Consider the following 24,001-nt stretch of genomic DNA (forward strand, 5'->3'; position numbering starts at 1 on the left):
CATGGCGCGGAATTTTTCGAGGATTTGGTGACGCGGTATTGCGGGCATTCAGGCTCTCACTGTCTGGCGATTTCACGGAACGCCGCGACGGCGGCCTCGGCGAATTGCGGGTCGTTGATGTGGAGGGGCAGGCGCTCGATCCGGCGTTGCGGCGTCTGCGTGACGGCAGCCTCGATTGCGGCGAACAGTTCTTCGTCGGCCTCCGGATCGAAGAACGCGCCGCCTTCGACGTCGAGCGCCGAAACGCCCTTTTCGGGGATGAGAAAACGCACCGGCCCTTCGCAGGCATTGAGTTTGCGGCCGATCCAGGCGCCGATTTCGCTGCATTCCTCGGCGGTCGTGCGCATCAGCGTGACGTTGGGATTGTGCTCATAGAGCAGCCGCGCCTGCCAGGGCACAGGCACGGTTTCGGGCGCCCAGAAATTGACCATGTCGAGCGCGCCGGTCGAGCCGACATAGGGGATTCTCGTACGGGCGATGGCGTCGAGCCGGTCCTCGCCGGCGGGCAGCACGCCGCCGAACAGGAGGTCGCATATCTCCGTCGTGGTGATGTCGATGACGCCCGCGAGCATGCCGGAATCGGCGAGCTTTTCCATGGTCCGCCCACCGGTTCCGGTGGCGTGGAAAACCAGGCAGTCGTAGTCCGGGCGCAACGCCTCGCTGATCGCCGTCACGCAGGGCGTGGTGACGCCGAACATGGTCAGGCCGAGCGCCGGCTTGCCGGCCATGGCGGGCGGCGGATTGGCCGCCATGGCGACGATCGCCTGCGCCGCATTGTGCAAAATGGCGCGGCTGATGCGGTTTAGCCCGGCCATGTCGGTGATGGACGGCATCATAATGATGTCGGAAACGCCGACATAGGGGACGACGTCGCCGGAGGCGAGCGTCGAGACCATGAGCTTGGGCAGGCCGAGCGGCAGTTCGCGCATGCCGGCGGTCACGATCGAGGTGCCGCCGCCGCCGCCGATGCCGATGATGCCGCCTATGTCGTCGCGGGTCTTCATGAAGCCGGCGAAGGCGGCCGCCATCGCCCCGACCGCGCGGCCGCGATCGCCCGATGCGAGATCCGATTTGATGTTGTCGGGAGCGCCGGCCACCACTTCGGCGGCGGAGATATCCGCGGGCCGCGCGGGCGTCGTGATGCCGATATCGACCCGCAGCGGCTTTCCGCCCGCCGCCGCGATCGCGTCTGCCAGGTAGTCAAGCTCTTCGCCCTTGGTGTCGGCCGTGCCGACGACGTAAATGCGCTTCACCGCGCTCCTCCGAGGCTCGTCTCGCCGCGTCGCCTGCGCCCGAAAATGAGCGTTGCAATTTTTTGAGACGGGCGTATCATATTGATATGGATGTCTCACGTCAACAATCGACAAACGCTGTGGATGAGGCAGAGCGCGGCCCCAAGGCGCGGACGCGCCGGCTGATGCTGGAGACCGCAACGCGCCTGATGCAGGGCGGCGCGACGCCGTCGGTCAGCGAGGCGGCCGAGGCAGCCGGCGTATCGCGGGCCACGGCCTATCGCTATTTTCCCAGCCAGGCCGCGCTGGTGCAGGCCGTCGTCGACGAGGGGCTCGGGCCGATCCTGACCTGGAGTTCGGAAAAGACCGATCCGGCGGAGCGTGTCGCCGATCTCATCGCCACTTCGCTGCCGCGCATCGAGGAGTTCGAAGCTACCTTCAAGGCGGCTCTCAAGCTCTCGCTCGAACAGTGGGCAAAGCGGCAGGCAGGTACGCTGGGCGCGGAACCGCAATTCACGCGCGGCCACCGCGTCGACCTGTTGCGCGATGCGCTGGCGCCGCTGCGCGGCTCGCTGCCGCCCAAACAGGTCGATCGCCTGGCGCAGGCGCTTTCGCTTGTTTTCGGCGTTGAAGTCCTGATCGTTCTGAAGGACATTTGGGGTCTTAGTGGCGACCAGACGCAAGCGGTCGCGCAATGGGCGGCGGCAACGCTGGTGCGGGGGGCCGCAAGTGAACATAGGGGAGAGTACTAGGCGCTTGCCGAGAAACTGGTTCTACCAGATTTGGCCCTTTGCCGATCAGAAATTTGCGACCGGGCTAGCCAGCCTGGCGGCGATTGCGATAGCTTTGGTGCGTAAACGAGTGACAATGAAGCCAAATCGAACCGAAATCGGCTTTTCCGCCTGGCTCAACCGCCGGAAGAAACAGCTTGACGACCGCTTTCGATTGGTAATACCAGATTGGGGAGGAGGAGCTTGTCGGGTGTGAGCCCTAAATCGGTTCAAGAGGACGGCCTGAGAGGGCCTGAACCGCAAGCAGCGTCAAGGAGACTACCAGGCCGGAGCGAAAAACCGGCTTGCCAACGATAGAGTGCACACAGGGAGGAACTTGTAATGCGCAATACAGTAACCGGCATTCTTGCCGGTATCGGCTTTACTCTCGCCTGCGGAACATCGGCTTTCGCGCAGGAACTGACCATCTTCTGGGCCGAATGGGACCCTGCAAACTATCTGCAGGAACTCGTCAACGAGTACGAAGCGGAAACCGGCGTCAGGGTTACCGTCGAGACCACTCCGTGGTCCGATTTTCAGACCAAGGCCTTCACCGAATTCAACGCCAAGGGATCGGCGTACGACATGGTGGTGGGCGACTCCCAGTGGATCGGCGCCGCCTCGGAAGGCGGTCACTATGTCGATCTCACCGAGTTCTTCAACAAGCACAACCTACAGGAAGTGATGGCGCCGGCGACGGTCAAGTACTACGCCGAATATCCGTCGAATTCCGGCAAGTACTGGTCCGTTCCTGCCGAGGGCGACGCCGTCGGCTGGTCCTACCGCAAGGACTGGTTCGAAGACCCGAAGGAAATGGAAGCCTTCAAGGCGAAATACGGCTACGACCTCGATGTGCCGAAGGACTGGAAGCAGCTTCGCGACATCGCCGAATTCTTCCATCGGCCCGACGAGAAGCGCTACGGCATCGCCATCTACACCGACAACTCCTATGACGCGCTGGTGATGGGCGTCGAGAACGCCATCTTCTCCTTCGGCGGCGAGCTCGGCGACTACGCCACCTACAAGGTCGACGGCATCATCAACTCCGATCAGAACGTCAAGGCGGTGGAGGCGTACAAGGAACTCTACGGCTTCACCCCTCCAGGCTGGGCCAAGAGCTTCTTCATCGAAGACAACCAGGCGATCACGGAGAACCTGGCGGCGATGAGCATGAACTACTTCGCCTTCTTCCCGGCGCTCATCAACGAAGCCTCGAACCCGAACGCCAAGGGCACCGGCTTCTTCGCCAACCCGCCCGGACCGAACGGCGACCAGTACGCCGCGCTCGGCGGCCAGGGCATCTCGATCGTGTCCTACTCGCAGAACCAGGAAGAGGCGTTCAAATTCCTCGAATGGTTCATCAAGGACGAGACCCAGAAGAAGTGGGCCGAGCTCGGCGGCTACACCGCCCACGCCAAGACGCTGGAAGCGGAAGAGTTCCGCAATGCGACGCCGTATAACGAGGCCTTCTACCAGACCATGTTCAAGGTGAAGGATTTCTGGGCGACGCCGGAATACGCCGAATTGCTGATCGCGATGAACCAGCGCCTCTACCCCTACATCACCGGGGACCAGGGCACGGCCAAGGAAGCACTCGATGCCCTGGCTGCGGACTGGAACGCGACCTTCAAGAAGTACGGCCGCGGCCAGTAACAGACTGAAGTCCGGAGGGGGCGACCGCGCCCCCTCCTTTTCTTTTCCCGCGGCTCAGAGGAGCGGAGTTTTGGCGACTACAGTAATGACCACGCTGGACCCGAAATCGCGCGCCGCCTCGCGGGGCCTCAGCGACATTTCGATCCGCAACCTCTTCATCATTCCGACGATCGTTTTCCTGATCGTCTTCAACATCTTCCCGCTGCTCTATTCGCTCGGCTATTCGTTCACCGACTTCCGCGCCTCGACCAACGCGCCGGCGAATTTCGTCGGCCTCGCCAATTACCGGGCGCTGCTCAACGACCCGTTCATCTGGTCGAACTTCGCCATCACCGCGAAATACGTCATCGTCTCGGTCGCCGGACAGGTCCTTGTCGGTTTCGGCGTCGCCATGCTGCTGAACCGGGCGATCCCGTTCAAGGGGCTCATCACGACGCTGCTGCTGCTACCGATGATGCTTTCCATGGCCGTCGTCGGCCTGTTCTGGAAGCTGCTCTACAACCCCTCCTGGGGCGTCATCAACTACGTGCTCGGCCTCGGCAATTTCGAATGGCTGTCCAACCCGGACATGGCCCTCTACGCCATCGCCATCACCGATATCTGGATGTGGTCGCCTTTCGTGATGCTGCTTTCGCTCGCCGGCCTCTCGGCCGTGCCGAAGCATCTCTACGAGGCGGCGGCGATCGACCGCGCCGGGCCGTTCTACACCTTCTTCCGCATCACATTGCCGCTGGTGGCGCCGATCCTTATGATCGCGATCATCTTCAGGACCATGGAAGCGTTCAAGACCTTCGACCTCGCCTATATCCTGTCCAGCCAGCCGACGACCGAGGTCATCTCGATCCGGCTCTACAAGATGGCGTTCCAGGAATGGCAGACGGGCATGTCCTGCGCGCTCGCCTACATCGTGCTGATCATGGTGCTGGCCATCACCAACATCTACGTGAAGTATCTCAACAAGGTGAAGGAGCGCTGAGATGGCGGCAGTCCGCACATCGGGCGAAGTGGCGCTCAACCGGGTCGCGATCGTGGCCGTCCTGCTGATCACGCTGATCTTCCTGGCGCCGATCTACTGGATCACCGCGACGGCCTTCAAGCCGCGCAATCTGGCGACCACCATTCCGCCGACCGTCGTGTTCACGCCCGAGATTTCGCCCTTCGTGAAGCTTTTCACCAAGCGCTCGCAATTGCGCGAAGCGCCCTCGCCGGAGGAATACGAGGCGGCGCCGTGGTGGGAGCGGCTGATCTTCGACGGCGGCGAGAAGGTGGTGCGCTCGGGCCGTGGCGAGGTGCAGCTTTCCGGCTACCCCGACCGCTTCATGAACTCGCTGATCGTCGCGATCACCTCGACGGTGCTCGCCGTCGGCATGGGCACCTTCACGGCCTACGGCTTCTCGCGCTTCAAGGTGAAGGGCGAGGGCGACCTGCTGTTCTTCATCCTGTCGACGCGCATGCTGCCGCCGGTGGTGGTGGCTATCCCCATGTTCCTGATGTACCGCGCGGTCGGCCTGAACGACACGCATTGGGGGCTGATCATCCTCTACACGGCCTTCAACCTGTCCTTCTCGGTCTGGCTGATGAAGGGCTTCATGGACGAGATCCCGAAGGAATATGAGGAGGCGGCGCTGGTCGACGGCTATACGCGCATGCAGGCCTTCTTCAAGGTCGTGCTGCCCGAAGCGGCGACGGGCATCGCGGCCACGGCAGTGTTCTGCTTCATCACCGCGTGGAACGAATACGCCTTCGCGCTGATCATGACCAACCGCCGCGCCCAGACCGCGCCGCCCTTCATTCCAAGCCAGGTCGGCTCGGGCCTGCCTGACTGGACCGTGATAGCCGCCGGCACGTTCCTGTTCCTGCTGCCGGTCGCGATCTTCACCTTCCTACTGCGCAACCATTTGCTGCGCGGCATGTCCTTCGGAGCGATCCGCAAATGATCCGCAGCGACAAACTCCAGCGCATTGCCGAAATCGTCATGGTGCTCGGCATCGTAGCGCTCTGCCAGCCATGGAATTTCTTCCTGCACCGTTACGGGCTGACCATCATCATCATCGGGCTGGTGACATTCCTGCTCACCAACTGGTTCGGCTCGAAAATCGTGCCGGAGGATGTGGAAGCTCCAGGCAAAGAAGGTCACTCATGACCCAGATCGAGCTCAGAGGCGTCCAAAAATATTTCGGCGCGGTGCAGGTCATCAAGGACCTGAACCTGAAGATCGAGGACAACGAGTTCATCGTGCTGCTCGGCCAGTCCGGCTGCGGCAAGACCACGACGCTCCGGGCCATTGCCGGACTCGAGACGATCGACGACGGCGATATCCTCATCGATGGCGCGCCGGTGCAGCACAAGAAGGCGTCGGACCGCGACATCGCCTTCGTGTTCCAGTCCTTCTCGCTCTATCCGCATATGACGGTCTACGAGAACATCGCCTTTCCGCTGCGCGCCACGCGAACGAGCAAGGCCGATCTCGACCGCGAGGTGCGCGACGTGGCCAAGACGCTGCGGATCGGCCATCTCCTCGACAAGCGGCCTTCCGCGCTGTCGGGCGGCGACATGCAGCGCGTCGCCATCGGCCGCGCGCTGGTCCGTCGGCCGAAGGCGATGCTGATGGACGAGCCGATCGGCGCGCTCGACGCAAAACTGCGCGAGGAGATGCGGGCCGAGATCAAGCGGCTGCACCTGAAGCAAGGTTCGACCACCATCTATGTGACGCACGACCAGATCGAGGCGATGAGCCTCGCCGACCGCATCGTCATCATGCATGAGGGCATCCTGCAGCAGGTCGGAACGCCGTCGGAGGTCTATTCCCATCCGGCCAACCTGTTCGTGGCGCAGTTCGTGGGGAGCCCGGTGATGAATGTCACTGCTGCCACCATATCCGAATCCGCTGGCGCGGCGCAGGTTACGGTCGAGGGCGCCGACAGCGGCTTTGCCTTTCCCCGCGAACTGCTCTCCAGGCTGAACGGAAAGGCTTCGGCAGGCGGTCTCTCGCTGGGCATCCGGCCCGAGGGCGTCATCCTCGCGCACGAGGCAGGCGACGGCTTTCTCCCGGTCGAGGCGCACATCATCGAGCCGCTCGGTTCCTACGACATCGTCGATCTCAAGGTCGGCTCGCAGATGCTGCGCGCCCGCACCAGGAGCGGTTATGTCGCCAATGCCGGCGACCGCATCTATGCCAAGCTCGACCCGGCGCAGGCGCATTTCTTCGACACCGAGAGCGGAAATTCGCTGGGGGTGAGGTTGTGATTTTTCAGCATTTGCGCCCCGTCCAGCACCCCTCATCCGCCTTCACTTCGTTCAGGCACCTTCTCCCACAAGGGGAGAAGGGGGAGTTTGGCATTCCTGATCCTGCCAATCACTCGGGTCGGCGATTGGCAGTGGCGTTAATGCCAGACTTTACCTTCTCCCCTTGTGGGAGAAGGTGGCCGAGCGAAGCGAGGTCGGATGAGGGGTGTTCCAGCTTGGCGCCGAGGATCGGATAATGGCCCATATCCAGCTCAAAAACATCACCAAGAAGTTCGGCAACCACACCGCGCTGAAGGGGCTCGATCTCGAGATCGCCGATGGCGAGTTCTTCGTGCTGCTGGGCGAGACCGGCGCCGGCAAGACGACGACGCTGCGGCTCATCGCCGGACTGGAAACCCCGACCGAGGGGCAGATTTTCATCGACGGTGTCGATGTCGGAACCTGGGGCGCGGCAGAGCGCGACGTGGCGCTGGTGCTGCAGCAATATTCCCTCTATCCGCGCTACACGGTGCGCCAGAACCTCGAATTCCCGCTGAAATCGAAAATTCGGCGCATCGAGCCGAAGGAGATCGAGGAGCGTGTCGCCCGCGCGGCAAAGACGCTGCGCATCGAGCATCTGCTGGAGCGCAAGACCGACCGTTTGTCGGGCGGCGAGATGCAGCGCGTCTCGATCGGCCGGGCGATCGTGCGCCAGCCGCGCGTCTTCCTCATGGACGAGCCGCTTTCAGCGCTCGACGCCAAATTGCGCGAGGCGCTCAGGACCGAGTTGAAAAACCTGCAGATGAATCTCGGCGAGACCTTCCTGTTCGTCACCCACGACCAGATCGAGGCCATGTCGATGGGCGACAAGATCGGTGTCCTCAACAACGGCTATCTGGTGCAGACGGGAACGCCGAACGAGATCTACAACAACCCGCTGAACACCTTCGTCGCCCGTTCGGTAGGCTCGCCGCCGATGAACCTGCTGGACGGGAAGCTATCCGGTGGGCGAGCGATCGTGGCTCCGATGCGTTTCGAACTGCCCTATGCCGGCGCCACTAAGGCGGGTGCGCCTGGCGAAGATCGCCCGCTCATCTTCGGCATCCGCCCCGAGGATATTTATCTGGAGCCCGGTGCGCCGGTGGAGGCACAGGTGCATGACGTGGAAAACCACGGCGTCGAGAAGATCCTCACCTTGCGCGTCGGCGACGAGACCGTCAGGGCAACCGTGCCGGCCAGGACCGAAGTGGCTCTGGAAGAGTCGGTGCGCTTTGCCTGGAATCCGGAAAAGGTGGTGCTGTTCGATCAGACCAGCGGCGTCAGCCTGCGGCACGCGGGTTGACGGCCGCCGCGATTGCGGCGGCCTGATGTCCCGATCAGCGATAGCGTGGATCAGTGGCGGGTCAGCCACTCGTCGATTTCGCGCTCGGCTTCTTCCTCGGTCTTGCCGTAGTTTTTCTGTATCCTGCCGGCCAGTTCCTTCCGACTACCCTTGATCACATCGAGATCGTCGTTGGTCAGCTTGCCCCATTGCTTCTGGGCCTGCCCCTTGAACTGTTCCCAATTGCCTTCGACCTGATTCCAGTTCATCTGCGTCTCCTTTCGTGAATGGCGCGCGGCCGATGCGGCCGCTTGCAGTGGATAACGGCTGCTCGGGGCTGGGGTTCCGCTTCGAGGAAAGCCCTTTCCGGATCAACCCTTGTTGACTTGACCGTGAACCGTTCCGCTCCATCTCTTTCACCCTGCAATTTCGCACTGAACAGGGAGCGAAGGATTTGAGCATCGCGACAGAGACTTCAGGCAAGCGCCTGTTCATTCCAGCGCTGCGCCACGTTTATGCCGGCCTGCACGACAGCGCCGAGACGCTGCTTCGCATCGTCGCCGGCGTGGCGCTCTTCACGCATGGCCTGGGGAAGATTGGCGATCCCTTTGGCGCGGCGGGAATGGTCGAAGGGCTCGGATTTTATCCCGGCACTTTCTGGTCGCCGCTGCTGTCGTTCACTGAATTCTTCGGCGGCATCCTGATCGCGATCGGCCTGCTCACCCGGCCGGCTGCCTTCGCGGCGATGATCGTCCTGCTGGTGACGGTCTGGTTCCACTGGGTCACCCAGGGCCAGGGCTATTCCGGCGCCGAAAAGTCGATCCTGTGGTCTGCGGTGTTTTTCTTCTTCGTCATCCGAGGCGGCAACCGCCACTCGGTCGACGCCAAGATCGGCAGGGAATTCTAACCGGACGCCGATTCACCGGTACAGAGTCGAAAAGCCTCGCGAGAGCATTTTTCGCGGGCTTTTTCATATGCTTCGCGATGCCCGTGGCATGCCACATCTGTGCTCTTTGCCTTTGCCGAGAAACCGATTAAAGACACGGCGAAGCCTACCGGAGCCTGCCATGACCGAAATACTGCAAACCCCGAAGCTCGTGACCGTTTTCGGCGGCTCCGGCTTTCTGGGCCGTCATGTCGTGCAGGCTTTGGCTAGGCGCGGTTATCGGGTCCGCGTCGCCAGCCGGCGGCCGCATCTGGCGGGGCATTTGCAGCCGCTGGGCAATGTCGGGCAGATTCAGCCGATACAGGCCAATCTGCGCGTGCGCTGGTCGGTGGACCGCGCCGTGCAGGGAGCCGATCATGTCGTTAATTTGGTCGGCATTCTATACGAATCGGGCCGGCAGAAATTCTCGGCAGTGCAGGATTTGGGCGCACGCGCAGTCGCCGAGGCGGCGCATTCGGCCGGCGCGGGCCTGACCCACGTCTCGGCGCTGGGCGCCGACATCGACGGCGAGGCCGTCTATGCCAAGACCAAGGCGCGTGGCGAGGCAGCCGTCCTCGAAACCGTGCCCGATGCGGTGATCTACCGCCCGTCGATCATGTTCGGTCCGGAGGACGGCTTCTTCAACCGCTTCGCCAACATGGCGCGCTTTTCGCCTGTTCTGCCGCTGATCGGCGGCGGCGCGACGAAGTTCCAGCCGGTCTATGTCGGCGATGTCGCCGAAGCGATCGCGCGTTCCGTTGACGGTCAAGTCAAGGGCGGCACGATCTACGAACTCGGCGGGCCGCGGATCATGAGCTTCCGGCAATGCATGGAACAGATGCTCGAAACGATCGGCCGCAAGCGGCTGCTCGTGCCGGTGCCGTGGTGGCTCGCAAGACTCCAGGGGGCGATCCTCGGCATGCTGCCCAAGCCGCTCCTGACCAGGGACCAGGTGACGCTGCTGAAGACCGACAATATCGTCTCGGCGGAAGCCGAAGCCGAACGGCGCACGCTGGCCGCCCTCGGCATACAGGGCCGCTCGACCGCGGCGATCCTGCCGACCTATCTCTGGCGCTATCGCCCGGCCGGGCAGTTTTCGCAGAAGACCGAAGCCTGACCGGGTCCGGGCGGTGGAGGCGCTCGCCGCCCTGCTTCCCGAAGGGCTGAGCGCCACTGTTGCAGCGCTGCTGGTCGTCGCGAGCTTTTTCACCTCGGCGCTTACCGCCGCCTTCGGTGTCGGCGGCGGCGTTGCTATGCTTGCCCTGATGGGATTGTTCGTTCCGGTCGCGGCGCTGATCCCGGTGCATGGCGCGGTGCAGCTCGGCTCCAATACCGGACGCGCCTGGCACCAGCGCGCCAATGTCCGCACGGACGTCGCTATCCCTTTTATTGCCGGCAGCATTGTCGGCGCGATCGGAGGCGCTTTCCTGGTCGTCCAGTTGCCGGACGCGCTGCTCAAACTGGTGCTGGGCGGCTTCATCATCGTGGTGACCTGGACAAAAATTCCGGGCATCGAGCGGCTAGGGCAGGCCGGTCTCGCCGTAGCCAGCGCGGCGCTGGCGCTGATGACCATGTTCGTCGGCGCGACCGGACCGCTGCTTTCGGCGGTTTTCGCGCAGATATTCGCCAATGACCGCAAAGCGCTGGTGGCAACGCATGCGGCAGGCATGACGGTGCAGCACGCTCTCAAGATCGTGGTGTTCGGTTTTGCCGGCTTTGCTTTCGCCGACTGGCTGCCTCTGATTGCGATGATGATCGCTTCGGGCTTTCTCGGTACGCTTTACGGAACCCGGATGCTCGAGAGCATGCCGGAAGAAACCTTCAAGACATGGTTCCGCATCGGCATCACCGTTCTTGCGCTCGATTTGCTGAGGCGCGGGCTGGCGGGAATCCTCTAAATCAGCCCACGAGGTAAAGCGCCGCGAGCCCGGCGCTGCCGACGATCAGCCGCCACCAGCCAAACAGCGCGTAGCCATGGCTGGAGACGTAATCGAGCAGGGAACGGACGACGACGACGGCCATGATGAATGCCGCGATGAAACCGGCCACGATCACCGGCAGATCGGCCAATGAGAGTATGTCACGGTTCTTGAAGAGGTCATAGGCGAAGGCGCCCGCCATGGTCGGCATGGCCAGGAAGAACGAGAACTCGGCCGCCGAGCGCTTGTCGGCGCCCATCAGCAGGGAACCGACAATGGTGGCTCCCGAACGCGACGTGCCCGGAATCATGGAGAGACATTGAACGAGGCCGATCTTGAAGCAGAGCGATAGCGGAAATTGCTTCACGTCATGATATTTCGGCTTCAGCGTCAGGCGGTCGACCCACAAAAGCACGAAGCCGCCGAGGATCAGCATGATGCAGATGAGCTTCGGAGTTTCGAACAGCACGGTCTTGATGAAACTGTGCCCCAGCGCGCCGATCACCGCGGCCGGCAGGAAGGCAACGAGGATGCCGAGGACGAAATGACGGGTCTTGGGGTCATGCGGCAGGTCGCCCGCCATTCGCCACAGGCGGGCGGAATAAACGGTGAGGATTGCCAGGATTGCGCCAAGCTGGATCAGCACTTCGAAGGTCTTGCCGGTCGATTCGAAACCGAGGAAATGTCCGGCCAGGAGGATGTGCCCTGTCGAGGACACCGGTATGAATTCGGTCAGGCCTTCGAGCATGCCAAGCAGCAGCGCTTCCACGATCGTCTGGTTTTCCATCTGTCTCTCGGCTGGATGCTGTTGGCCGCTTGCTTGTCACGACGCGGAACTCACCCTATAGGTCGGGGCGCCCATGACGGCCCGTCGATCGGGCGGGTCAACCTCTACCCGCGCCGCCGGCAATTGACCAGCGCACTTTTTATCGCAGGACCATGCTGACGCTTTTCCACCATCCCATGTTCGCTTCGTGCCGTTTCGTCCGCCTTGCCTTCGGCGAATACGGTGAGGAACTGGCGCTGATCGAGGAGAAGCCCTGGACGCGGCGCAAGGAATTCCTGGCGCTGAACGCGGCAGGCACGCTGCCTGTGCTGCTCGCGGAAGGCGACGTGCCGATCGTCGGCGCCAGCGTGATCGCCGAGTACCTCGATGAAACCCGCGGCGTTCTGAAGCGCGAAAAGCGGCTGTTCGCCGAGGATCTCGTGGAACGGGCCGAAATTCGCCGCCTGGTCGACTGGTATCTGACCAAGACCGAGAGCGAGGTGACGCGGCATCTGGTGCGCGAAAGGGTGCTGAAGCCGATGATGGCGGAGGCGCAGGGCGGCGGTTCGCCCGATTCGGGAGCGATCCGGGCCGCGCGCGCCAATATCCGCCAGCACATGAAGTATACGAACTGGCTCGCCGGAACGCGGCACTGGCTGGCCGGCCCAAGGATCACCTATGCCGATCTTGCCGCGGCCGCGGCGATTTCCGTGCTCGATTATCTCGGCGAGGTCGACTGGCGCGACCACAATGCCGCGCGCGAATGGTATACTCGCGTGAAATCGCGGCCCTCCTTCCGCCCGCTGCTGGGCGACCGGGTGCGCGGCCTTTCGCCGGTGTCTCACTATGCGGACCTCGATTTCTGAAAAGCCTCAACGGAGCGCGCGCCTGCGGCAGATGATCGACCGCGAGGCGAGGCTGGCCGGCTTCGACGCTGTCGCGGTCGTTTCGCCGGACGCGATCCCGCTTGCGCCGGCGCGCCTGGCCGAATTCGTCTCCGACGGTTTTCACGGCTCGATGGGCTGGATCGAAGAAACCATGCTGCGCCGGGCGAACCCCCGGACGCTGTGGCCCGATGTGCGCTCTATCATCGTGCTCGCCATGAATTACGGCCCCGACCATGATCCCCGCGAAGTGCTCGAAAAGCCTGATCGCGGGGCGATTTCGGTCTATGCGCAAAACCGCGACTACCATGACGTGATGAAAGGCCGGCTGAAGCAGATCGCGGGCAAGATTGCGGCGCAGGCCGGCGGCGACGTCAAGGTCTTCGTCGACACGGCGCCCGTCATGGAAAAGCCTCTGGCCGAGGCGGCAGGACTCGGCTGGCAGGGCAAGCACACAAATCTGGTCAGCCGCGAGCATGGCTCCTGGCTGTTTCTGGGCAGCATCTTCACCACAGCCGAACTTGCGCCCGACGCAAGGGAAGAAGACCATTGCGGCTCATGTCGCGCCTGCCTGGACGTCTGCCCCACCGACGCTTTCCCGGCGCCTTACCGGCTCGATGCGCGGCGCTGCATCTCCTATCTCACCATAGAGAACAAGGGTCCGATCCCGCATGAATTCAGGCAGGCGATCGGCAACCGCATCTATGGCTGCGACGATTGCCTCGCTGTCTGCCCGTGGAACAAGTTTGCGCGCACCGCGTCTGAAGCGAAGCTTGCCGCGCGCGACGATCTGCGCGAACCGGCGCTCGCGGATCTCCTGTCGCTCGACGACGCCGCTTTCAGGACGTTTTTCTCGGGATCGCCGATCAAGCGTATTGGGCGGGACCGCTTCCTGCGCAATGTGCTGATCGCCGCCGGCAATTCCGGCGACGCCGCGCTGACAGGACAGTGCAAAGCGCATCTCGACGATGCTTCGGCGCTGGTGCGCGGGGCGGCGGTCTGGGCGCTTTCGCGGCTGCTGGATGCGCGGGGTTTTGCCTATCTTGCAGCCGGTAGGGTTGCGGAAGAAGGCGACGCGGACGTGATCTCGGAATGGAACCAGGCGCTCGAAGCCGGAAGGATCAAGAGCCACGCATGACCAGTTTCTTCATCTTCGGGGCCGGCTATTCCGGCCAGACGTTTGCCAGAATGGCTCCCGATCCGGCGCCCAGGATCGCCGGCACGACGCGCTCGCGGGAAAAGTTCGACCGGCTGAGGCAAGCCGGGATCGAGCCTCACCTGTTTTCCGGCACAATGACGCCCGAATTGGCCGATGCCCTGCGCGGCGCCTGCCATCTGATCGTCTCGATCGCGCCGGACGAGGCTGGGGACCCGGTTCTCAATGCGGCACGCGATCTGATCGTCGCGGAAATGCCCGAACTCGAATGGATCGGGTATCTCTCCACCGTCGGCGTCTATGGCGACCATGGCGGGGCGTGGGTGGACGAGACAAGCGAATGCCGCCCGGTTTCGCGTCGGTCCGCATTGCGGCTAAAGGCGGAGCAGGAATGGCTGGAGCTTGGGCGCGAAGCCGACGTTCCGGTCGCGGTTCTTCGCCTTTCCGGCATTTACGGGCCCGGCCGCAACGCTTTCGTCAATCTCGCCGAGGGGAAAGCAAGGCGGCTGGTGAAACCGAACCAGGTGTTCAACCGCATCCACGTGGCCGACATCGCCGGCGCGCTCCGGCATCTCGCCGGCGGCAAACAGGGCGGCGTCTTCAACGTCACCGACGACATGCCGGCGCCGCCGCAGGATGTCGTTGCCTACGCCGCCGGATTGATGGGTGTCGAGCCGCCGCCGGAAATTCCTTTCGAAACCGCAGAGCTTTCGCCGATGGCGCGTTCCTTCTACGGCGAGAACAAGCGCGTCTCCAACGCCGCTCTCAAGCGGACCGGCTATGCGTTCCGGTTCCCGGACTACAAAGCGGCGTTCGATGCGATGTGGGCCGAACGCAACTGGCGAGGCGCCGGGCGCGAGGACGCACGCAGCCCGATCCGCCGGTCGTGATCGAAACGCGGCGCGCGCTATGGTATGATTTGGGACAGGGTCGATTCACCTTTCAGTAACCAGCAGCTTTCAAGGTTGGGGGCGGGGCTAGAATTCGCGGGAATACGCAAATGAAATCGCCAGTCGGATGGGGAAAGCGCCTCGCAATTGTGGCCGTCGCAGCTCTTGCGGTCTTTTCCACAGCTCTGCCGCATGCCAGCGCCGAACAACTGGCCAAAATTCTTTTCGGCAGCCAGAAACTGCCGGCCGCCACAGCCGCCAAGTCCTATGGCTTCTACTCAAAAGGCTGCTTTTCGGGTGGGCTCGCAATCGCGACCGACGGGCCGACCTGGCAGGCGATGAGGCTTTCGCGCAACCGCCGCTGGGGCCATCCGACCATGATCCGGCTGGTCGAGAAGCTTTCGCGCGACGCGGTCGCCGATGGCTGGCCGGGGCTGCTGCTCGGCGATATATCGCAGCCGCGCGGCGGGCCGATGCTGACCGGCCATGCTTCCCACCAGATCGGCCTCGACGCGGACATCTGGCTGACGCCGATGCCCGACCGGCGGCTTTCGGCGGTCGAACGCGAAAATGTGAGCGCGATCTCGGTCATAAAAAAAGGCGGGCTGACAGTCGACGAGCGAATCTGGACCGCTGCGCATGCACGGCTGCTCAGGCGCGCCGCCAGCTATGGCGAGGTCGAACGCATTCTCGTCCATCCCGGCATCAAGAAGAAGCTCTGCGAAACCGTGAAAGGCGACCGCGGCTGGCTGCGCAAGGTGCGGCCGTTCTGGGGGCACGACTATCATTTCCACATCCGTATAGGCTGCCAACCCGGTTCGAGCGGCTGCAAGCCGCAGGCGGCGACCGCTCGCGGCGACGGCTGCGACGCCTCGCTCGCCTGGTGGTTTACCGAAGAGCCCTGGAGGCCCAACAAGAACCCCGACGCGCCGAAAGCGCGCGATCTGATGACGATGAACAGCCTGCCGAAGGAATGCCGCGCAGGGCTGGAGGCGCCCGCGCCTGTTTCGGAAGCAACCGTGACGGTCGGCGGAGGCGGTACGGCCGTAGCGGCGGCGCCTGCCGCGCCCGCCGAAAGCATCACAATCGAGAGGATCGTCGGCGCGCCGCCTGTCGCCGCCAGCGCTTTTGCCCCGACGCCCAATCTCGGCGTGCCGCTGCCGCGTCCACGGCCGGCAGATTAGCGCCGTTCTGGTCTAGCTTCGGTTCACCAGCTTGTTGAAGCGGCTGGTGCCGCCATCCTCGGTTTTGTCCTGATAGAGAAAAGCCAGGTCGTTCTGGTCGAATATCTCGAAGAATCTGTCCCAGCCAATCTCCTCCAGTTCTTTCTCGGGCTCACCAAAATCGATACGCAGGAGGCCGCCCGGGCCGGCATCGCGCACCCGCGAAGGCCTGCCCCCGCGTGCTTCGGCCCATTTCCGGATCTCGTCGTGATTGGTCGTCGTCTTCGCTTCACTCATGTTCGTCTCCGCTCTCGGATTCTCGCTGCCGCGACCTAACTCCGAAGGGCGGCAGACGTTCCTGCCGCAAACAGCGAGCGGCCCGCCTCTTTCGCGGGGACGGCTCCCCGTTTATAGGCTTCAACCGGTTTAGACCTTGGCGAAGCACATGGACGAGGGACAAGTTCGTTGCTCCGCCGCGGCAGATGTCGCATTAGGGAAGTCGCCGCCGGCCAGGCGGACACCGTCTCTCCGGCGACGACAACAACTGGGACGCAAGCGCATGCCGATTTCCGGAGACGAGGAGCAAGGTTTGAAGTTTCCGATCCTGATCGGCGATGTCGGCGGCACAAATGCGCGTTTCGCCATCGTGTTCGACGCAAATTCGGAGCCGAGCGAGCCAAGCATCGTGCAGACGGCGAGTTTTGCCACTATCGACGATGCCATCCGGTCGGCGGTTCTGGAAAAAAAACAATTCAAGCCCCGCTCGGCCGTGATCGCCATCGCGGGGCCAGTCGACGGCGACGAGATCCCTCTGACCAATTGCCCATGGATCGTGCGTCCGAAGGCGATGCTGGCCGGGCTCGGCCTCAGCGACATCGTCATTCTCAACGATTTCGAGGCCCAGGCGCTCGCGGTGGTGGCGCTCGACAAGGAGCATATGGAAAAGATCGGCGGCGGCGCGCCGGAGCCGAATGCCGGCCGAGTCGTGCTCGGCCCCGGGACGGGGCTCGGCGTTGCCGGACTGATCCATGCCTGCGGCAGATGGATACCGGTGCCGGGCGAAGGCGGCCATATGGACATTGGTCCGCGCACCGCTCGCGACTATCAGGTCTTCCCCCACATCGAGCCGATCGAGGGCCGCGTTTCCGGCGAGCAGATCCTGTGCGGCCGCGGTCTGGTCAACGCCTATAGGGCGATCGCAAAGGCCGATGAGGTGACGGCGAAAATGTCGTCGCCTGCCGAAATCACGGCCGCCGCACTCAGCCGGTCCGATCCTGTGGCGACGGAAGCCCTCGACCTATTCGTCACCTGCCTGGGCCGGACAGCGGGCGATCTGGCCCTGGTGTTCAAGAGCCAGGGCGGCGTATTCCTGACCGGGGGCATTGCGCAGAAGATCGTGCCGGCGCTGAAGACGGGTAATTTCCGCGCCGCCTTCGAGGACAAGGCGCCGCACAAGGAACTGCTTAAATCCGTGCCGGTCTATGTGATTACGCATCCCTTGCCGGCGCTTGCGGGCCTTGCCGCCTATGCCCGGACGCCGGCGCTGTTCGGCGTCGAAACGGAAGGGCGGCGCTGGCGGGTGTGAGCGGCGTTGCCGCGATGTCGCACTGGCGGATGTTCCGACGGCAGGCATAGGCAAGGCCGGCCGATGGCGCTATGAGGGTCTCAAATGCGGCGTGCCGCATAAGAGTAACGAACGGACAGTTGAATTTGGCGGACCGAAGCAAGAGCCGGACGGATCCGGGCGAGATCGTCGCGGTCATCCGGCGGATCATATCCGAAAACGGCCGCGAATATGCCTGGCACTATGCCGGGGCGGTGCTTTGCCTGGTTTCGATAGCGGCGACAACCGCCTTCGCAGCCTGGGTGATGCGCGACGTCGTCGACGAGATCTTCTACCGGCAGCGCAGCGACCTGATCGTGCTGATCTGCGTGGCCATCATCGCGGCCTTCGCCATTCGCGGTATGGCCACCTACGGCCAGTCGGTAATCCTGGCCAAGGTCGGCAACAATCTCGTCGCCCGTTACCAGAAACGGATCTTCGATCATTTGATGAAGCTCGATATCGGCTTCTTCACGGAAATGCGGTCCGGCAGGCTCGCAGCCCAGATCAACCAGAATGTCGGCGGCATCCGCGATCTGCTAGGCACGACGCTGACGGCGATCGCGCGCGACCTGGTCTCGCTCGTGGCGCTGGTGGCGGTGATGATCATCCAGGATCCCGTCCTGTCGATGATCGCCCTTCTGATCGGTCCGCCGCTGGTTTTTACCGTGAATTATCTGATGCGGCGCCTGCGCGGCGTGACGCGCCAGGCGGTGGAGATAAACTCGCGCCTGATCGGGGCCATGCAGGAAGCGACCCAGGGCGTCGCCGTGGTCAAGGCGTTCACGATGGAGGAGCAGCTTTCGCGAAGGATGAGCAAGCTCATCGCGACGGCGGAGGTGCGCTCCAACAAGATCGCCCGCGTATCGGAGCGGCTTACTCCCATAGCCGAAATGCTGGCCGGCTTCGCCATTGCCGGCGTGATCGCCTATGCCGGATACCGCGCGACCCATGGTGGGCAACTGCCCGGCGCGGTGTTTTCCTTCATCACCGCACTGCTTCTGGCCTATGACCCGGCGCGGCGGCTGGCACGGGTGCAGGTCGGGCTCGAGCGCTCGCTGGTCAACGCCCGCATGATCTACGAAATACTTGACCTCGAGCCGCAACAGGGCGACGAGCCGGGCGCACCGGCTCTGGAAGTGCAAAAGGGCGAGGTCCGCTTCAACGAAGTTTCCTTCGCTTACTCGGAAAACCTTCCGGTCCTCTATGGCGTGGATTTCGTGGCGGAGGCAGGCAAGACGACGGCGATCGTGGGCGCGTCGGGGGCCGGGAAATCGACGCTGACAGCGTTGCTCGAACGGTTCTACGACGTCGATGGCGGCTCCATCGAGATCGACGGCCAGGACATTTCGAAGGTGACGAAGCAGTCGCTGCGCGAACAGATCGCCTACGTTTCGCAGCAGCCCTACCTGTTCGAGGGTACGATCCGCGACAATATCCGCTACGGCCGCGAATCGGCTACCGATGCCGAGATCGAGCAAGCGGCGCAGCTGGCCGCGGCGGACGAGTTCATCCGCCAGCAGCCGCGGGGTTATGACACGCTGGTCGGCGAAAACGGCGTCACGCTGTCGGGCGGCCAGCGCCAGCGAATCTCGATCGCGCGCGCCATCGTGCGGCAGGCGCCAATCCTGCTTCTCGACGAAGCGACGTCGTCGCTCGACAATGAATCCGAAGCGCGCGTACAGGATGCACTTGCAACGGTCATGGAGGGACGCACCACGATCGTTATAGCGCACCGCCTTTCCACCGTGGTCAATGCCGACCGCATTGTGGTGCTGGAACAGGGCAGACTGGTCGAGGAAGGCACGCACCAGTCGCTGCTCGCCAATCCGCACGGCGTCTATTCACGCTTCCACCGGCTGCAGAGCGACAAGGGCCTAGGCCTTGTCAACGACATCAAGAAGGCGGCCAAGCCGGCGTCCGCGCAGGCTAGGCAAGCCAGGATCGCACGTGGAGGAACAGCATGAGCGATATGCGCCTCGTTGTCGTCGGAGCGGCCGGCCGGATGGGGCAGACGCTGATCCGCACCATCCATTCCATTCCCGGCGCCACGGTCGCCGGAGCGATCGAGCGCTCGGGATCTCCCCATCTTGGCAAGGATGCGGGCGAACTGGCCGGCATCGGCGCGCTCGACGTGCCGATCACCGATGATCCGCTGCCGGTCTTCGCCAAGGCGGACGGCGTGCTCGATTTCAGCGTGCCGGCGGCGACCGTCGAGTTCTCCGGATACGCGGCGCAGGCCCGCATCGTGCATGTGATCGGCACCACCGGCTGCTCGCCGGAGGACGACGCCAGGATCGCGGCGGCGGCGCGCCATGCGCCGATCGTCAAAAGCGGCAATATGAGCCTCGGCGTGAATTTGCTCGCCGTGCTGGTTGAGCAGGCCGCCCGCGCGCTGGATCCGGAAGAGTTCGACATAGAGATCCTCGAAATGCACCACCGCCACAAGGTGGATGCGCCTTCGGGCACGGCGCTGCTGCTCGGCGAAGCGGCTGCGACAGGCCGCAATATCGCTCTTGCGCAAAACAGCGTGCGAGTGCGTGACGGACATACCGGCGCCAGGCGCGCCGGCGATATCGGCTTCGCGACGCTGCGCGGCGGTTCGGTTGTCGGCGACCATTCGGTCGTGCTCGCCGGCGCCGGCGAGCGCATCACACTCTCGCACAATGCCGAGGACCGCACGATCTTTGCGCGCGGCGCGGTGAAGGCGGCGCTTTGGGCACGGACCCGCAAACCGGGGCTCTACTCGATGCGCGACGTTCTCGGTCTTTCACAGGCGGAGACGCCTGTTCTCCACGGATCACGGCAACGAAAAGGTTAAGACATGTCCGGAACACTGGTGCTCGTCCGCCATGGCCAGAGCGAATGGAATTTGAAGAACCTGTTCACCGGCTGGCGCGACGTGGATCTGAGCGAATTGGGCCACGAGGAAGCGAAGGCGGCGGGCCAGAAGCTGAAGGAGCGCGGGCTGAAATTCGATATCGCCTTCACCTCGGCGCTGAAGCGCGCGCAGAAGACCTGCCAGTACATTCTCGACGCCGTCGGCCAGGAAAACCTGCAGACGATCCGCGACGCAGCCCTCAACGAGCGCGACTACGGCGATCTGAACGGGCTCAACAAGGACGATGCCCGGGCCAAGTGGGGCGAGGAGCAGGTGCATATCTGGCGCCGCTCCTACGACACACCGCCGCCTGGCGGCGAAAGCCTCAAGGACACGGGCGCGCGCGTCTGGCCCTATTATCTGCACGATATGCAGCCGCATGTGCTGCGTGGTGGCACCGTGCTTGTCGCGGCGCACGGCAATTCGCTGCGCGCGCTGATCATGGCGCTGGAGGGAATTTCAGGCCCGGAGATCGTCAAGCTCGAACTCGGCACCGGCGTGCCGATCATCTACATGCTCAACGCCGATTCGACCGTCGCTTCGAAAGAGGTGCTCGCCGGCTGATCCAGGTGCGGCAAGCCTGGACAAGCTATCCTCCTGTTCGCGCGCAGTTTTAGGAAATCGCGCGTTGACAGGCCAGCCGCGCCCGCTTACATCAGCGGCGCTGCCCAGATGGCGGAATTGGTAGACGCGCACGGTTCAGGTCCGTGTGCCGCGAGGCGTGGAGGTTCGAGTCCTCTTCTGGGCACCATTCCCACCGAAGTCGTTTATCCAATGGTGCGCGGCGCCCCTCAGCCCGCGCGCCGCTGATCTCCGGTAATCGGCCGGCCCGAAGCGAATCTATGTCCGCGACGAGCAGTCGTTCGTCGCGACTTCGGTATCTTTCCAAAGCCAGATTGCCAGTGAGCCGGCCCGCCCTCGAATGCCTGTATCGATTGGGCCGTGAAGGGTACCCGACTTGTGAAGCTCACAGTCTCGCCCGGCCATACGCAGCAGCGCGTCGCTGACGGCAAGTTCGGTACGGTGGCTGGCGGCAACCTCCATCAGCCGGCTGGCGACATTGACCGTGTCGCCGGTAGCCGCGATGTGCTGGTGGCTTTCGCCACCCAGCCTCGACGCGATGACCGTGCCGAAATGCGCTCCGATTTTATAACCCAGATGGGATGAGATGGATGCGGGCTGGGAGGCGAGCCACGCCTTGGTGCGATGCGATAGCCTGACGCTGCAATTGGCGGCTTTCGACGCATCGTCGGCGGCAGGTTTGGGCAGGCCGAACAGGATCATCGCTCCGTCGCCCATGAAACTGGTGACGATGCCGCCACACTCCGTCACTTCCTCGTCGACCAGCCTGTGAAACACGCTCAGAAGCTCGCGAGTGGCGTCCGGGCCCAATGTTTCACTGAGGCCGGTGAAGCCGGACAGGTCGATGAACACGACCGCCGCATCTTCACGCACCGGCTCCTGAAGGAAGTCGCCATGCTTTGCCAGCCATTGGCCCAGCCCTGACGCCTGTACCTTCTGCAGCAGCCGGCTCTGCGTGGCGAAATATTGCGCGCGGTTCCTGTCGCGCCAGAGCTGCACGGCTCCGAACAGGATCACCGGAGGAGCAGCGGCCGCCATCGGCAGCGCGGCGCTCAACCACATGCCGTTCGAAAAGGCTGTTACGTTGACTACGGCCCAGATCAGCAGCACGCCGATGACGGCCGCAAGGCCGATCGCGCTGCGCCGCCAGGCCACGAGGGCGACGAGGACCATCGGCAGGATCACGGCAAAGCCCGCATCGACGAGACGAACATGCCGGTCTCTCACGATGCCGTCACCGGCCATCAGGTGGGCGATCGCCGTGGAGATCACCTCGACGCCCGGGAGCACCGGATCAAAGGGGGTGGGGAAGACATCTCCGCCTCCGGTTACCGTTCCCCCGACCACGACAATCCGATTGCGAATTTCGCCGCCGTCCACTTGTCCCGCGAGCACGGCCGCGGCGCTGATAGTGGGTATGGTGCCACGCGGGCCGTAGAAGGCGAGAGGAAGCAGATGGCCGAGATCCGTCGGGATCATCCGTTCTCCCAAAAACAGGCGGTTGGGCTCGACCTCAGGCTCGGCTCCGATCGCCAGGGCGGCGACGCGCAGAGGGAGGGAGGCTTCCACATGGTCTCCCGAGCGAAACAACAGCGGAACGAACCGCGGCGTTCCCGTCTGGTCGGTCGCCACGTTAACCACGCCAACCGCGGCGGCGGCGGAAAATGCCGGCAGGGGCATCAGAAATCGTTCCGCGTTTGGTACCCGGACGAGGGGTCCATCGACTTCAGGTGGTATCCACTGTTTGCCGCCCGCGAAAACCGCGGCCGCCGCGATCACGGTCGAACTCCTGCCGAGCGATCGCGCAAGCGCCTCGTCATCCTGCTGTTCCTTTGGATCGACGAGCAGCAGGTCAACTGCAATTATCTTCGGATCGAGCCGCGCGAGCTCATCAATGAGGCGAGACAGCGTGGCGCGGCTCAAGGGATAGCCTTCGCCTTTCGCGACCTCGTCGTCTATCGCGACAATCGTGATCAAATCAGGTGGGGTTGCGGTTCCCCTGATGATCGTTCGAACATCAGCCATGGTGGCTTCGACGCGATCGAGAAACCACATGTTTCCGCGCCAGTGCAAATATCCCAGACCGGCGCCCCAAAGCCCTGCCAGAAGGAGTGCTATCAGGAGCGCCCGGCGCTTCAAGGCTTATTCTCCCAGGCGCGCCATCAATGCGGACACACGCGCCGCCGGCCAACGCCTGACGATCAGGGGCGTTGTTCCGGCCTCGACATCGACGCCTTCGCCCGGGCCCAGCAGGACGCTGGCGCTCGAGCTTGGCCGTTGGACGCCTACGCGACCGTCGACGACGAAGACCGACGTCTTGCCGCTTTGCGCATCGACCGCCCATTTCGTGCCTCGCACGGCGGCAATCGCCTGCGGCGTGACGACGACGAAGCCAGATGTCTGTCCGGTTGGGACCTCGAGCAGCAAAGCCTTCCGGCGCAAAATGACGCCGTCGGCGTTTCCGTCCTGATCGCGGTCCGCCAGTGAATACCGAGCACCGTTTTCGGGAGTGATCCTCACACCGCCCGGGCAGCGCAGGACTTGTCTCGAAGCGCCGGCCCTTTGCTCCAGGTTGCATCCCAGGTTGGCGGATTGCGGCGATGCAACGGTCGCCCAAAACACCGCCAGGAAGACGGCGCTCGCGCGGCAAATGGCTCGGTGGCTCATACTCACGAAGATACCTCCTGCTATTGTTGCGCATCGACTGTCATCGACGCCACCGGCTACGAACCGGAGCAAAGTTGGTTCAAAGTGAATCCAACCGAGGTAGCCCGCCGCACGTGCCGATGTTTTTCTATTCATCAGTATAGCCCGGTTCTCCTGAAAGGAACAATTCAGCCGATGCTGGCGTAGACCCGCCCCGTCGCGGACAGTGCTATCCGTTTGAGGAGAGGCTAAGCGACAGGGTTCAGGTGACGGGAGGAAATGCCGGCAGCAGGCGGCGAGTGCCTTGACCTCGCCGAGGCAGCCCAGCACCTTGCGCTTGAACGAGGCCGGTGGACGCCCCGGCTAAACCCGGCATCCTGAAGAT

The 24,001-nt window shown here is 63.5% G+C and carries 24 protein-coding genes, 1 tRNA gene and 1 pseudogene; 19 read left to right on the forward strand and 7 right to left on the reverse strand.

Going from position 1 to position 24,001, the window contains the following annotated elements; translation table 11 throughout:
- Positions 1–56: 56 nt before the first annotated feature.
- Positions 57–1,253 carry a Tm-1-like ATP-binding domain-containing protein gene (locus MAXJ12_RS01035; protein ID WP_008833871.1) on the reverse strand — a complete coding sequence of 399 codons (1,197 nt, stop codon included), beginning with the start codon at positions 1,251–1,253 and terminating at the stop codon, positions 57–59.
- An 86-nt stretch (positions 1,254–1,339) separates the two neighbouring features.
- Between MAXJ12_RS01035 and MAXJ12_RS01040 the strand changes: the two genes are divergently transcribed.
- The 7 genes from MAXJ12_RS01040 to MAXJ12_RS01070 all read left to right on the forward strand — a co-directional run bounded on the left by MAXJ12_RS01040 (position 1,340) and on the right by MAXJ12_RS01070 (position 8,222).
- Positions 1,340–1,984: a TetR/AcrR family transcriptional regulator gene (locus MAXJ12_RS01040; RefSeq protein WP_040584532.1), complete on the forward strand. Its 645-nt coding sequence runs from the start codon at positions 1,340–1,342 to the stop codon at positions 1,982–1,984.
- Positions 1,985–2,344: 360 nt separating this feature from the next.
- A complete protein-coding gene (locus MAXJ12_RS01045; protein ID WP_008833873.1) occupies positions 2,345–3,655 on the forward strand; it encodes an ABC transporter substrate-binding protein in 1,311 nt (436 codons plus the stop codon).
- Positions 3,656–3,725: 70 nt separating this feature from the next.
- Positions 3,726–4,631, forward strand: a complete 906-nt coding sequence (locus MAXJ12_RS01050; protein WP_008833874.1) for a carbohydrate ABC transporter permease — start codon at positions 3,726–3,728, stop codon at positions 4,629–4,631.
- A 1-nt stretch (position 4,632) separates the two neighbouring features.
- The gene (locus tag MAXJ12_RS01055; RefSeq protein ID WP_008833875.1) at positions 4,633–5,592 is read left to right on the forward strand and encodes a carbohydrate ABC transporter permease; all 960 of its coding nucleotides are present in this window, start codon (positions 4,633–4,635) and stop codon (positions 5,590–5,592) included.
- Positions 5,589–5,798 (forward strand): hypothetical protein, encoded by a 210-nt coding sequence (locus MAXJ12_RS01060; protein ID WP_008833876.1) that lies wholly within the window; start codon positions 5,589–5,591, stop codon positions 5,796–5,798. Before MAXJ12_RS01055 ends, MAXJ12_RS01060 begins: the two co-directional genes overlap by 4 nt.
- Positions 5,795–6,901 carry an ABC transporter ATP-binding protein gene (locus MAXJ12_RS01065; protein ID WP_008833877.1) on the forward strand — a complete coding sequence of 369 codons (1,107 nt, stop codon included), beginning with the start codon at positions 5,795–5,797 and terminating at the stop codon, positions 6,899–6,901. Before MAXJ12_RS01060 ends, MAXJ12_RS01065 begins: the two co-directional genes overlap by 4 nt.
- A 235-nt stretch (positions 6,902–7,136) precedes the next feature.
- Positions 7,137–8,222 carry an ABC transporter ATP-binding protein gene (locus MAXJ12_RS01070; protein ID WP_008833878.1) on the forward strand — a complete coding sequence of 362 codons (1,086 nt, stop codon included), beginning with the start codon at positions 7,137–7,139 and terminating at the stop codon, positions 8,220–8,222.
- A 50-nt stretch (positions 8,223–8,272) separates the two neighbouring features.
- Here MAXJ12_RS01070 and MAXJ12_RS01075 read toward each other — a convergent pair whose 3' ends face one another.
- Complete coding sequence (locus MAXJ12_RS01075; protein WP_008833879.1) at positions 8,273–8,470, reverse strand: CsbD family protein; 198 nt, start codon at positions 8,468–8,470, stop codon at positions 8,273–8,275.
- Between the two features lie 185 nt (positions 8,471–8,655).
- On the opposite strand from MAXJ12_RS01075, the gene MAXJ12_RS01080 reads away from it, so the two are divergent.
- From MAXJ12_RS01080 to MAXJ12_RS01090, 3 genes are all read left to right on the forward strand, one after another.
- The gene (locus MAXJ12_RS01080) at positions 8,656–9,108 is read left to right on the forward strand and encodes a DoxX family protein (protein ID WP_008833880.1); all 453 of its coding nucleotides are present in this window, start codon (positions 8,656–8,658) and stop codon (positions 9,106–9,108) included.
- A 160-nt stretch (positions 9,109–9,268) separates the two neighbouring features.
- The gene (locus tag MAXJ12_RS01085; protein WP_008833881.1) at positions 9,269–10,243 is read left to right on the forward strand and encodes a complex I NDUFA9 subunit family protein; all 975 of its coding nucleotides are present in this window, start codon (positions 9,269–9,271) and stop codon (positions 10,241–10,243) included.
- Positions 10,244–10,256: 13 nt separating this feature from the next.
- Positions 10,257–11,024: a sulfite exporter TauE/SafE family protein gene (locus tag MAXJ12_RS01090; protein ID WP_008833882.1), complete on the forward strand. Its 768-nt coding sequence runs from the start codon at positions 10,257–10,259 to the stop codon at positions 11,022–11,024.
- Between the two features lies 1 nt (position 11,025).
- On the opposite strand, the gene MAXJ12_RS01095 is transcribed toward MAXJ12_RS01090, so the two are convergent.
- Positions 11,026–11,832, reverse strand: coding sequence for an undecaprenyl-diphosphate phosphatase (locus MAXJ12_RS01095; protein WP_008833883.1), 807 nt, complete (start codon positions 11,830–11,832; stop codon positions 11,026–11,028).
- A gap of 152 nt (positions 11,833–11,984) precedes the next feature.
- Between MAXJ12_RS01095 and MAXJ12_RS01100 the strand changes: the two genes are divergently transcribed.
- The 4 genes from MAXJ12_RS01100 to mepA all read left to right on the forward strand — a co-directional run bounded on the left by MAXJ12_RS01100 (position 11,985) and on the right by mepA (position 15,925).
- Positions 11,985–12,677: a glutathione S-transferase family protein gene (locus tag MAXJ12_RS01100; RefSeq protein ID WP_008833884.1), complete on the forward strand. Its 693-nt coding sequence runs from the start codon at positions 11,985–11,987 to the stop codon at positions 12,675–12,677.
- Positions 12,658–13,833 (forward strand): tRNA epoxyqueuosine(34) reductase QueG, encoded by a 1,176-nt coding sequence (queG, locus tag MAXJ12_RS01105; RefSeq protein WP_040584534.1) that lies wholly within the window; start codon positions 12,658–12,660, stop codon positions 13,831–13,833. The genes MAXJ12_RS01100 and queG overlap by 20 nt, the downstream gene beginning before the upstream one ends.
- The gene (locus tag MAXJ12_RS01110) at positions 13,830–14,741 is read left to right on the forward strand and encodes an SDR family oxidoreductase (RefSeq protein ID WP_008833886.1); all 912 of its coding nucleotides are present in this window, start codon (positions 13,830–13,832) and stop codon (positions 14,739–14,741) included. Before queG ends, MAXJ12_RS01110 begins: the two co-directional genes overlap by 4 nt.
- Before the next feature lie 110 nt (positions 14,742–14,851).
- Positions 14,852–15,925 carry a penicillin-insensitive murein endopeptidase gene (gene mepA / locus MAXJ12_RS01115; protein WP_008833887.1) on the forward strand — a complete coding sequence of 358 codons (1,074 nt, stop codon included), beginning with the start codon at positions 14,852–14,854 and terminating at the stop codon, positions 15,923–15,925.
- 12 nt (positions 15,926–15,937) lie between these two features.
- Here mepA and MAXJ12_RS01120 read toward each other — a convergent pair whose 3' ends face one another.
- Positions 15,938–16,201, reverse strand: coding sequence for a hypothetical protein (locus tag MAXJ12_RS01120; protein WP_008833888.1), 264 nt, complete (start codon positions 16,199–16,201; stop codon positions 15,938–15,940).
- 262 nt (positions 16,202–16,463) lie between these two features.
- On the opposite strand from MAXJ12_RS01120, the gene MAXJ12_RS01125 reads away from it, so the two are divergent.
- The 5 genes from MAXJ12_RS01125 (at position 16,464) to MAXJ12_RS01145 (ending at position 21,139) form a co-directional block, all read left to right on the forward strand.
- The gene (locus MAXJ12_RS01125; protein ID WP_008833889.1) at positions 16,464–17,489 is read left to right on the forward strand and encodes a glucokinase; all 1,026 of its coding nucleotides are present in this window, start codon (positions 16,464–16,466) and stop codon (positions 17,487–17,489) included.
- A 71-nt stretch (positions 17,490–17,560) separates the two neighbouring features.
- On the forward strand, positions 17,561–19,474 hold the full coding sequence (locus tag MAXJ12_RS01130; RefSeq protein ID WP_085983846.1) for an ABC transporter ATP-binding protein: 1,914 nt from the start codon (positions 17,561–17,563) through the stop codon (positions 19,472–19,474).
- Positions 19,471–20,328, forward strand: coding sequence for a 4-hydroxy-tetrahydrodipicolinate reductase (gene dapB / locus MAXJ12_RS01135; RefSeq protein WP_008833891.1), 858 nt, complete (start codon positions 19,471–19,473; stop codon positions 20,326–20,328). Before MAXJ12_RS01130 ends, dapB begins: the two co-directional genes overlap by 4 nt.
- Positions 20,329–20,331: 3 nt before the next feature.
- Positions 20,332–20,952, forward strand: a complete 621-nt coding sequence (locus tag MAXJ12_RS01140) for a 2,3-bisphosphoglycerate-dependent phosphoglycerate mutase (protein ID WP_008833892.1) — start codon at positions 20,332–20,334, stop codon at positions 20,950–20,952.
- A 102-nt stretch (positions 20,953–21,054) separates the two neighbouring features.
- Positions 21,055–21,139, forward strand: a tRNA-Leu gene (locus tag MAXJ12_RS01145).
- A gap of 89 nt (positions 21,140–21,228) precedes the next feature.
- On the opposite strand, the gene MAXJ12_RS39810 is transcribed toward MAXJ12_RS01145, so the two are convergent.
- The 3 genes and pseudogenes from MAXJ12_RS39810 to MAXJ12_RS01155 form a co-directional block, all read right to left on the reverse strand.
- Complete coding sequence (locus tag MAXJ12_RS39810; RefSeq protein WP_341872518.1) at positions 21,229–22,197, reverse strand: adenylate/guanylate cyclase domain-containing protein; 969 nt, start codon at positions 22,195–22,197, stop codon at positions 21,229–21,231.
- Positions 22,198–22,230: 33 nt separating this feature from the next.
- A pseudogene (locus MAXJ12_RS39815) lies at positions 22,231–23,025 on the reverse strand (CHASE2 domain-containing protein); the annotation flags it as partial.
- Positions 23,026–23,112: 87 nt separating this feature from the next.
- The gene (locus MAXJ12_RS01155) at positions 23,113–23,637 is read right to left on the reverse strand and encodes a FecR domain-containing protein (RefSeq protein WP_008833894.1); all 525 of its coding nucleotides are present in this window, start codon (positions 23,635–23,637) and stop codon (positions 23,113–23,115) included.
- Between the last annotated feature and the right edge of the window lie 364 nt (positions 23,638–24,001).

Source organism: Mesorhizobium alhagi CCNWXJ12-2 (assembly GCF_000236565.1).
Classification (GTDB): domain Bacteria; phylum Pseudomonadota; class Alphaproteobacteria; order Rhizobiales; family Rhizobiaceae; genus Allomesorhizobium; species Allomesorhizobium alhagi.